Here is a 10,049-nt window from a genome sequence, read left to right on the forward strand (position 1 = left end):
CCGGGCTCACTTGCTGCGCGACAGCAGGTTGTAGTTCTCCAGCACGTTGTACAGCCCGATCAGCTCGCGGCCGTACTGCTGCGCCGCGTCGCCGAGGCCGTTGTAGCGGGCGAGCAGTGCCTGGGTGTCGGCCTGGCCGGTGGTCAGTCCGGGCCGGGCGATGCCGAGCTGGCGGGAGTTGTAGATCGTCAGGTAGGTGACCGAGCGGATGTTGTAGGCCGGGTCCTGGAGGTTGTCCCAGACCTCCCGCAGGTTGGCCTCGGTGAGCTTCGTCCCGTTGATCAGGCCCTCGCTCAGGCAGTGGTTGCGGGCCTCGATGGCGATCCGGGCGAAGATCTGGCCCCAGCCGGTGCTGCAGTCGTCCTTGAGGCCGTTGCGGACGGCGGCGTCGGCGGCCACGTCGAGCGCGTTGAGCTTGCGCAGCTCCCACAGCACGGGGGCCTGGATCAGCGCCTTGCGCAGCTTGAACTCGCGGGCGAGCGCGGTGAACAGCCAGTCGGCGCTGAGCACGAGGTCGAAGGCCTTGGTGGTGGAGACGCCGCCGAGGGTGGCCCAGTCCTTGTCCGTCCAGCCGTCGCCGCCGGTCTCCGGCACGCCGATCGAGGTGAGGTAGCCCTGCACGTCGCGCAGCATGGCGTCGCGGTAGGCGGTCTTGTCGAGGTCGGTGTCGAGCCCGGCGACGGTGCCGGCGCCGGGGTCGAAGTCGCCCTGGCCGGTGTCCCGGCCGGAGGCGATGTCGGTGTCGATCTCGATGGCCGACGCGCCGCTGCCCACCGTGACGGTGGCGATCTGGTCGAACGCCCAGTTGCTCGGCATCGGGTAGCCGAGGTTGCCGGAGAAGCCGCTGGACATGTCGGAGACGAAGCTGGTCCGGGCGAAGCCCGCGTCGGCCACCCGCTGGCACACGTTGCGCGGCCCGTAGACGCCGACCTGGTAGGACGAGTTCTCGCTCACGGTGTGGTGCACGCCGCGGAAGTGCGGGATGACATAGCTGCTGACCTCGCCGTCCATGGCGTCGTAGTCGACCGCGAAGTAGATCGTCGTGCCGGCCTTGAAGCCGTGGAAGCGCGCCCACTCGATCGCGCGGAACGCGTCGCTGGTGCCCTGGTTGTAGCTGAAGTAGTCGGCCGACCGGCTCCACGTCTGGTAGATCGGGAAGCAGCGCAGCCCGTACTGCCTGATGGTGTCCAGCTCGCCGGGCTGGATCTGCTTCTCCGGCAGGCTCGTGGTCGACGGGTTGGACAGGTACCGGCCGACGTACTGGTAGCCGGCGTCCTTGAGGGCCTGCGCGCGGGCCGGGGTGATCTTGGTGACGCCGTCGCAGGCGCTGCCGCGCCGGCTCTGGTCGCCGTAGGAGACGAGCAGCGAGGCCCAGGTCTGGAAGTCGCCGACGCCGGTGACCGGCAGCTTGACGAAGGACTGGAACGCCTCGACCCCGCTCTTCACGGCGGCCGTGAAGTCGCCGAACGCGACGTCCCGCCGGTTGAGGACCATCGCCGCCGTGAACAGCATCGGCCAGGTGCCGGTGGCGCCGGCCGAGACGGTGTGGCTCTTGAGCCCCGCCTGGGTGCCGGGCCCGAACGCGCCGTTGGCGGTGCCGTCGGCCATGCCGATCTCGTACTGGATCGCGAAGAGCATCGACTTGGCGACGTCCCGCGAGTGGTGCCCGTCGCAGGGGATCACGAAGAAGTCCCTGCGGTTGACGTAACGGCCGTTCAGCCAGCGCTGGATGGCCCGGATGCCGTCCGTCCCGTCGCCGACGGTGACGTACGCGTCCATGGTGAGCAGGCCCTTGACGACCTTGGGTTCGAGCGAGCTGCCAGGGAACACCCCGTCGAGGCCCATGTGGAGCTTGAGCTTGGCGACCGCCGCCCTGACCCGGCCGTTGTACGTGCCGTCGATCTCGCCGCCGTCGTAGCCCTTGCAGTACAGGGCGGCCTGCAGGATCCGGCAGAAGTTCGCGGACGGGACGGTCGTCTCGTCCAGCTTCGGGTACTTGGCCTGCAGCGTCGACAGCGTGGTCGGGCCGAAGGAGTTCGAGAGGGAGGTGATGCCCATCTCGTACTGGAGCGCGCGGGTCAGCGCGTACATCACCGTCCAGCCGGTGCGGCCGTCCTCGTCCAGCTTCGAAATCCCAAGCGTGGCACCGTTGTTGTAGGTCGTGTTGACGAACCTCTGAGCCAGCCGGACCATCTCGTCAGCCATGGGCTGCGATCCCCCCGTTCGCGCCTCGCCACGGCTCCTCCGCCGCGGCACGGCCACGAACTTTACCAGGGCTTTTCCTGGCCTTGGCGATCGGATTGCAGGAACTGCTCGGCCCAGATGATCTTGCCCTCGGCGGTGTAGCGCACGCCCCAGCGGTCCGTGAGCCGGGCCACCAGGTACAGGCCGCGCCCACCCTCGTCCTCGTCGGCCGCGTAGCGCAGGTGCGGGGAGGTGCTGCCGGTGTCGGAGACCTCGCAGATCAGCGTGCGGTCGTACAGCAGCCGCACCCGGATCGGTCCGGTCCCGTAGCGGATGGCGTTCGTCACCAGCTCGCTGAGCACCAGCTCGGTGACGAACCCGGCCTCGTCCAGGCCCCAGTCGCCGAGCCGCCGGACGGCCTCGGCGCGGACCTCCGCCACCGCCTCGAACTCGGCGCTGACCTCCCACCCGGCGATCCGCTCCGGAGCCAGCACCCGGGTGCGGGCGACGAGGAGCGCGATGTCGTCGCTCTGCCGCGCGGGCAGCAGGACGTCGAGCACGGCGGTGCAGACCTCCTGGGGCGAGCGGCCCGGACGGCCGAGGGTCTCGGTGAGGAGGTCCAGGCCGACCCCGACGTCGCGGGTGCGGTCCTCGATGAGGCCGTCGGTGTAGAGCACCAGGCTGCTGCCCTCGGCCAGCCGCAACTCCGCGGCCTCGAACGGCATTCCGCCCAGACCGAGCGGCGGACCGGCCGGCAGCACCGGCAGCTCCACGGTCCCGTCCGGGTGGACGAGCGCGGGCGGCGGGTGCCCGGCCCGGGCCAGGGCGCAGATCCCGGTCGTCGGGTCGTAGATGCAGTAGAGGCACGTCGCGCCGGTGATCGCGTGCTCCCCGTCGGAATCCGCCGTCTCCTGGTCGATGTGGGTGACCAGCTCGTCCAGGTGCCCGAGGAGTTCGTCCGGCGGCAGGTCGAGGGTGGAGAAGTTCTGGACGGCGGTGCGCAGCCGGCCCATGGTCGCGGCGGCGTGCAGGCCGTGGCCGACCACGTCGCCGACGACCAGCGCGACCCGGGCGCCCGGCAGCGGGATCACGTCGAACCAGTCCCCGCCGACCCCCGCCTGGGCCGGCAGGTAGCGGTGGGCGACGTCGACGGCGCTCTGCTCGGGCAGGGCCCGCGGCAGCAGGCTGTGCTGGAGCGTGACGGCCATCGTGTGCTCGCGCGTGAAACGGCGGGCGTTGTCGACCGACACGGCGGCCCGGGCGGTCAGCTCCTCGGCCAGCGACAGGTCGTCCTCCTCGAACGGACCCCGCTCCCGGCCGCGCCAGAAGCACGCGACGCCCATCAGCACGCCCCGCGCCGTCAGCGGCACCGCGATCAGCGAGCCCAGGCCGAACTCCAGCACCGCCTGGGTGCGTTCGGTGTCCTGCCGCCGCCACCCCGCGTCGGCCGCCAGCTCGGGCACCAGCGTGGAGCGCCCGCCGACGAAACCCTCCGCCTGCGGGGTGCTCCCGGCCCACCGGACCAGCTCCCCCCGCGGGTACAGCGGCGAGTCGTCCCTGATCCCGTCGACCGAGACCCGCCGCAGCTCGACCGGCTCGCCGACGGCCGGCGTCCGCGGCTCCTCACCGCTCAGGACCGCCTCGGCGAGGTCGACGGTCGCGAAATCGCAGAACTCCCGGACGGCCATCCCCGCGAGTTCGTCCGCGGTGCGCCGCACGTCCAGCGTCGTGCCGATGGCGACGCTCGCGTCGTAGAGCATCCGCAGCCGGCCGCGGGCGGTCTCGGCCCGCCCCGCGAGGGCGCGCAGCTCGGTGGAGTCGCGCAGCGTGGTGACGCTGCCGGCCGGGCCGTCCCCGCTGTCGGTGGGCCGGGTGTTGACGGCCAGCAGGCGCTCGCCGACGGGGAGCACCTCGTCGCTCACCTCGCGGCCGGACACCAGCAGTTCGGCGGTGCGCGCGGCGAGGCCGAGGTCCGTGACGGCGCGCCCCTCCGCGTCGGCGGGCAGGTCGAGCAGCCGCCGCGCCTCGTCGTTGGCGAGCAGGATCCGGCCGTCCCCGCTGACGATCACCACGCCCTCGCGCACCGCGTGCAGCACGGCGTCGTGGTGCTCGTACATCCGCGTCATCTCCTCCGGCCCCAGGCCGTGGGTCTGGCGCAGGAGCCGCCGCCCCACCAGCGCCGTCCCGCCCGTGGCGACGCCGAGCGCGACGGCGCCGGCCCCGAGGACGACCGGCAGCTGGCGGTCGATCGCGCTGCTGACGTTGGCGACCTTCATCCCGGAGGACACGATCCCGACGACGGCGCCGCCGGAGTCCTCGACCGGCACGACGACCTGGTACTCCTGGCCGAGCGGCCCGTGCACCTGCTCGACGGTGACCTTGCCCTCCAGCGAAGGACCGATGGTGCCGACGAACTTCTTGCCGATCAGCTGCGGCTCGGGGTGGGTGTAGCGGATGCCGTTGCGGTCGGTGACCACGATGAAGTCGACCATGGCCGCCTTGCGGGCCGCCTCGGTCAGCGGCTGGAGGACGGCGCTGGGATTCGGCCCCTCCATCGTCGCCACCAGGCCCGGACCGTGGGCGAAGCTCTCGGCGGCGGCGAGCGAGCGGTCACGGGCCGCGTCGAACCGGTCGCTGCGGGACTGCACCAGCAGCGCCACGACGGCCACCACCACGAGCAGCAGGACGATCAGCACCTGGAGGACGAACATCTGGCCGGCGACGCTGCGGATCCCCAGCACCGACCGCGGGCGCCGCGCCGGAGGTTCCCGCGGTACCGGATTCGGGTGTCGCCGCTCCCGGCGGCCACCCGGTCGGCCCGGGGGCAGCCGGGGCGTGGGGCCCTGGTCCGCGGCCATACCCCCATGATCCCGCCCCGGGCGCGGGCGGAAACGTCGGACGGGAACGTCGTGCGGGCCGGCGCACGGGCTCAGCGCGGGACGGACCGGACCAGCAGCAGCGCCACGTCGTCGGTGCGGTGCTCTCCGTGCCCGGCCCGGTCGATCAGCGCGTCGGCCAGCCGGTCGAGCGGCTCTGCGCCGCGCCGGGCCAGCGTCGCGACGAGGCCGGCCAGCGCCCGGTCGGGATCGGCCCCGGGGGTGTCGACCAGGCCGTCGGTGTACAGGACGAGCGTGGTGCCGACCGGCAGGGGGACGGAAATCTGCGGGTACTCGGCGGCCGGGTCGACGTTCAGCACCATCCCGACGTCCGGCTCCAGCACCTCCGCCCGGCCGTCCGGCCCGTACAGCAGCGGCGCCGGGTGCCCGGCGTCGGCCAGCCGGGCCTCGCGCCGGGCGAGGTCGACGCGCAGGTAGGCGCAGCTGGCCAGCAGCGCCGTGTCCAGGTCAGCCAGCAGGCGGTTGGTGCGGCACAGCACGGTGCCCGGGTCGGCGTCGGCGGACGCGAAGGCGCGCACGGCGGTGCGGACCTGGCCCATGAGCGCGGCGGCGTTGACGTTGTGGCCCTGGACGTCGCCGATGACGACGGCGACGTCGTCCGGCCCGACCCGCAGGAGGTCGTAGAAGTCGCCGCCGACGTCCATGCCCTCGGTGGCGGGCAGGTAGCGGGCGCGGACGTCCAGGCCCGGCACGGCGGGCAGTGCCCGGGGCAGCAGGCTCTCCTGGAGGCCGTGGGCCAGGCCGAGCTTGGTGTCGTACAGCCGGGCGCGGTCCAGCGCCTGGGCGATCAGCCCGCCGAGGGAGGTGAGGACGGCCCGCTCCTCCAGGTCGAAGCGGTGCGGCTCGGCGAAGGCGAGCACGCAGGTGCCGATCAGCCGGCGCGAGGTCACCAGCGGCAGGTAGGCCCACGCGGCCATCCCGTCCTGCGTCTCGTGGCGGCCCGGGTAGAGCCGCTCCAGCTCCGCGCGGCTCTCGAAGTAGGCCGGCACGGCGTGGGTGGAGGCCCGGACGCCGGGCGTCGGCTCGGTCAGCGGGGTGCCGTCGAACTGGTCGACCAGGCCGGGCGGGTAACCGCGGTGGCCCGCGATGCGCAGCCGGCCGCCCTCGGCCAGCAGCACCGCCACCGCCCGGCCGCCGAAGGCCGGCACGATCTGCTCGGCGACCATGGCCACGACGTCCTGCACGCTGATCGCCTCGGTCAGCGCGCTGGCCAGGTGGAGCAGGTGGTACAGCGCGCCGGGCCGGGCCTGCACCGCCCGGTCGGCCGCCGTGCCCGCGGGCCGCTCCCGGCGGGTGCCGGCGACGGCGGTGAGCGGGGCGACGGGGGCGACCGGGGCGATCCGGACGGTGAGGCCGGTCGGGTCCGGGAACAGCTCGAACGACAGCCGGCGGTCCGGCGGCCGGACGGCGACGAACGCCGCAGACTGCCCGCTGATCACCGCCGCCCGGCAGTGGTACTCGTACACCGGATCGCGCAGCCACGGCAGCACCGCCCACGGCCGCAGGCCCAGCAGCCGCTCGGCCGGCTCCCCGAGCAGCTCGGCGGCGGCCGGGGTGACGGCGGCCAGCCGGCCGTCCAGGTCCAGCGCGCAGAGGCCCTCCGGGAGCCGCGCCGCCATCGCCGCGACCGGCTCGACCGGACGCCGCTCCGCCACCGCCGGGCGCGGGCCCGGACGGACCGGCCGCCCGGCGTCGGCGGCCTCCGCCACTACCTGGGCCAGGCGTCCGGCGAGCGCGTCGAGCGCGCCGCGCTCCCAGGGCGACAGCTCGGGGGCGTGCGCGGCGGGCCACAGCACGAACAGGGCCCCGTACGTCGTCCCGCGCGCGACGAGCGGCGCGGCGGCCAGGCAGAACGCGTACGGCATCGCGACCGCGACCCTCGGGTACCGGCGCGCCAGCTCCTCCGCGCCGGCCACCCACACCGTCCGGCCGCCGCGCACCGCGTCGACCACCGGGATCGGCGCGGTCATGCCGATGTGCTGCCACGGCCTGGTGAACTGCCGGACGGCCCCCAGCGTCATGGCCAGTTCGAGCACCTGCCGGTCCTCCGACAGCAGGTAGACCCCGCCGAGGTGCGCGCCGAGCCGCTCCGGCGCCGACCGCAGGACCTGCCCGACGGCCTCCAGGCCCGGCTCCGCCGCCGTCCCCGCGTCCTCGGGGGACGCCTGCCGTGCCACGCCCATCACGATTACCCCATTCGGCCGACCGGCCCCCTCCCATAGTGGCCCGGCCGGGCGCCGTACGTCCCGTCGCCGCCGGGAACCACCGCGGACCCCGGCTACCGGATCCCGCCCGGCGCCGCCCGCGGCGCCGCCTCCCTGCCTCCCCGACGCCCCGGACGGCGTGACCACCACCGCCGACGACCCGACTGCCGAACCCCGGCCGGCACCACCCGGCGCCGTCCCGCACGCCCCGACCGGCCCGGCCGCCCTTCTACCGGATCCCGCTCGCCATCCCCCGGCCGGTCGCCCTGGCCGCCCCGGGCCGCCTGCTGGTCCGCGAACAGGGCAGCCCCAGCCGACTCGTCGACGCCCTGGTCCGGCGCGACCTCGTCGGCCGCGTCCCGCACGAGCAGGACGAGCGCGCCGTCCTGATCCACCTCACGGACGCCGGCCGCGCCCTGGCCGCCCGGCCGGGCGAGGCTACCTCCCGCCTCACCGGCGAGACGGGCGCCCGCCTGACGGCAGAGGACGTCGAGACCCTCACCGCCCCGCTGCCCACCCTCCTCGACGGCACGGACGCCGCCCGGGCCGTCCGCAGCCGCTTCCCACGCCGGGGAGCCAGCCTCCGGCCAAGAGGAAGGGGGCGGCGGCATCTGCCACCACCCCCTGGTCACGTCCCGCTGCTCAGGCCCCGTCGGTCAGGCCCCGCTGGTCAGGCCCCGCCGGCGATCTGGCCGAGGCCGGTCCAGCCGTCCGGGCCGCTCGGGTCGCCGCCGTTGTTGGCGTAGGCGGTGACGTGGCCCGCCGGGTCGGTCCTGAGGTAGTCGGCGTGGGTGTCGCCGGTGAAGTCGACGAGCTGGACGCTGGTGTGATCGGTGGTCACGCCGGTTGCGGTCCGGCCGATGTACTGCCAGCCGCCGTGGCCGTCGCCGCCCCGGTTGAGCCACGTGGAGACGGAGCCGTCCGGGTTGATGACGTGGTAGTCGGCCTTGCCGTCCCCGTCGAAGTCGGCCAGCCGGACCCGGCTGCGGTCGGTCGTGACACCCGTGGCCACCTGGCCGAGGCCGTACCAGCCGCCGGAACCGGCCGGGTCGCCGCCGCGGTTGAGGAAGACGGTGACGGAGCCGTCGGGCTTGATCAGCCAGTAGTCGGCCTTGCCGTCGCCGTCGAAGTCGGCGAAGCGCACCTGGTCCTGGTCGGTGGTCAGGCCGGTGGCCACCTTGCCGATCGCCTGCCAGCCGCCGGAACCGGCCGGGTCGCCGCCGCGGTTGAGCCACACGTTGACCGAACCGTCGGGGTTGATCACCCAGTAGTCGGCCTTGCCGTCCCCGTCGAAGTCGGCCAGCCGGACCCGGCTGCGGTCGGTCGTGACACCCGTGGCGACCCGGCCGAGGGACTGCCAGCCGCCGGAACCGGCCGGGTCGCCGCCGTGGTTGAGCCACACGTTGACCGAACCGTCGTCCTCGATGGTGACGTAGTCGGGCTTGCCGTCGCCGTCGAAGTCGGCCCAGCGCACCCGGCCGCTGTCCCCGGCCTCGGTGCCGGCGCGCGGGACGGCGGGGCGCGGCGCCCAGCCGTCGGCGACGACGCGGTCGAGGGCGGTGTGGAAGACCTGGGCCATCTTGCGGTAGCCGTCGTCGTTGGGGTGCAGCTGGTCGGGCAGGTCGTGGGCGGCGTCGAGGTCGGCCGGGTCCACGTAGCGCACGTGCCGGCCGGCCCGCTGCCGGTCGGCCTCCAGGGCGGCGATCGTGCGGTTGAACTCGGCGGTCTGCTGTTCGAGCCCGGGCGTGGCGGTGAGCAGGCCCTGGATGACGACGGTCACCCGCGGCTTGTCGGTGTAGATGCGGTCGACGAGCTCGGACAGCGCGGTGGCGGCCGTGACCGGGTCGGTCTTGTCGAACTTGACGTCGTTGATCCCCAGGTGCAGCAGGACGACGTCCGGGTCGGCCGCGGTCAGCCACTGGTCGATGCCGGCGCGGATCTGCCGGATCTTGTAGCCGCTGTGGCCCTCGTTGTCCGGGTCCACCTGGGTGCCGGACGAGTTCGAGCCCACCATGTCGATGGTGTAAGGGGACTGGCGTGCGGTCAGGTCCATCAGCGGCGCGCGGTAGCCGTCACCGCTGCGGCTGCTGGCCCCCCAGGTTATGGAGTCGCCGAGCGGCATGACCTTGATCAGTGGAGGTGAGGGCCGGGTGGCGGCCTGGGCGGTGGTCGGGGCCAGGCCGAGGCCGACGCCGGTCACGGCGAGGAGCGCCGCCAGTGCCCGGGGAACGCGAGGTTTCATGGCAGGGAGTACGGCCTTCGAAAGGGGCCGGCGCGCTGGCCGGCCGTGGGGTACGTGGTGCACGAGGTGGGCCGGCCGCTCCGCGCGCCGTGCGGCGGGGGGAGCGGCCGGCCGTGGGGCGACCGGGGTGTCGGCCGGGCCGGGCCGGCCGTCACCCCTTGCCGGGGTCAGGCGCATCGCAGTCAGGCGCCTGGGATCCGGGCGGGTCGGGGTCAGGCGCCGCTGGCGATCTTGCCGAGGTCCGCCCAGCCGTTCGGACCGGCCGGGTCGCCGCCCTTGTTGGCGAACCCGCGGGTGCTGCCGTCACCGGGGTTCCAGAGGTAGTCGGCCTTGCCGTCGCCCGTGAAGTCCGTGAAGTAGACGGAGTTCTGGTTCGTGGTCAGGCCGGTCGCGACGCGGCCGAGGGGCTGCCAGCCGCCGCCCGTGTCGCCCCCGTGGTTGAGCCACACGTTGACCGAACCGTCGGGGTTGATCACCCAGTAGTCGGCCTTGCCGTCCCCGTCGAAGTCGGCGACCCGCACC

At 74.1% G+C, this 10,049-nt stretch carries 6 protein-coding genes; 1 reads left to right on the forward strand and 5 read right to left on the reverse strand.

Annotation, left to right across the window (positions count from 1 at the left end; translation table 11 throughout):
• Positions 1 to 6: 6 nt before the first annotated feature.
• From ACFVU9_RS27825 to ACFVU9_RS27835, 3 genes are all read right to left on the reverse strand, one after another.
• Positions 7 to 2,205, reverse strand: coding sequence for a glycoside hydrolase domain-containing protein (locus tag ACFVU9_RS27825; RefSeq protein WP_380441517.1), 2,199 nt, complete (start codon positions 2,203 to 2,205; stop codon positions 7 to 9).
• 62 nt (positions 2,206 to 2,267) lie between these two features.
• Positions 2,268 to 4,895 (reverse strand): SpoIIE family protein phosphatase, encoded by a 2,628-nt coding sequence (locus ACFVU9_RS27830; RefSeq protein ID WP_387597926.1) that lies wholly within the window; start codon positions 4,893 to 4,895, stop codon positions 2,268 to 2,270.
• Positions 4,896 to 5,113: 218 nt separating this feature from the next.
• Entirely contained in the window at positions 5,114 to 7,264 is a 2,151-nt protein-coding gene (locus ACFVU9_RS27835) for a SpoIIE family protein phosphatase (RefSeq protein ID WP_380441518.1), read from the reverse strand.
• A 287-nt stretch (positions 7,265 to 7,551) separates the two neighbouring features.
• Here ACFVU9_RS27835 and ACFVU9_RS27840 point away from each other — a divergent pair, with 287 nt between their 5' ends.
• Positions 7,552 to 8,031: a MarR family winged helix-turn-helix transcriptional regulator gene (locus ACFVU9_RS27840; protein ID WP_387597929.1), complete on the forward strand. Its 480-nt coding sequence runs from the start codon at positions 7,552 to 7,554 to the stop codon at positions 8,029 to 8,031.
• Here ACFVU9_RS27840 and ACFVU9_RS27845 read toward each other — a convergent pair.
• Complete coding sequence (locus tag ACFVU9_RS27845) at positions 7,956 to 9,527, reverse strand: FG-GAP-like repeat-containing protein (protein ID WP_387597921.1); 1,572 nt, start codon at positions 9,525 to 9,527, stop codon at positions 7,956 to 7,958. The genes ACFVU9_RS27840 and ACFVU9_RS27845 overlap by 76 nt on opposite strands.
• Positions 9,528 to 9,739: 212 nt before the next feature.
• A partial coding sequence (locus tag ACFVU9_RS27850) for an FG-GAP repeat domain-containing protein (protein WP_387597923.1) occupies positions 9,740 to 10,049 on the reverse strand: 310 nt, incomplete at its 5' end.

Source organism: Kitasatospora sp. NPDC057936 (genome assembly GCF_042887525.1).
Lineage (GTDB): Bacteria > Actinomycetota > Actinomycetes > Streptomycetales > Streptomycetaceae > Kitasatospora.

Bases quoted from the DNA above. Each gene is read 5' to 3' on its own strand.
- ACFVU9_RS27845 (WP_387597921.1), bottom strand. From the start codon at position 9,527: ATGAAACCTCGCGTTCCCCGGGCACTGGCGGCGCTCCTCGCCGTGACC.
- ACFVU9_RS27830 (WP_387597926.1), bottom strand. From the start codon at position 4,895: ATGTTCGTCCTCCAGGTGCTGATCGTCCTGCTGCTCGTGGTGGTGGCC.
- ACFVU9_RS27825 (WP_380441517.1), bottom strand. From the start codon at position 2,205: ATGGCTGACGAGATGGTCCGGCTGGCTCAGAGGTTCGTCAACACGACC.
- ACFVU9_RS27835 (WP_380441518.1), bottom strand. From the start codon at position 7,264: ATGGGCGTGGCACGGCAGGCGTCCCCCGAGGACGCGGGGACGGCGGCG.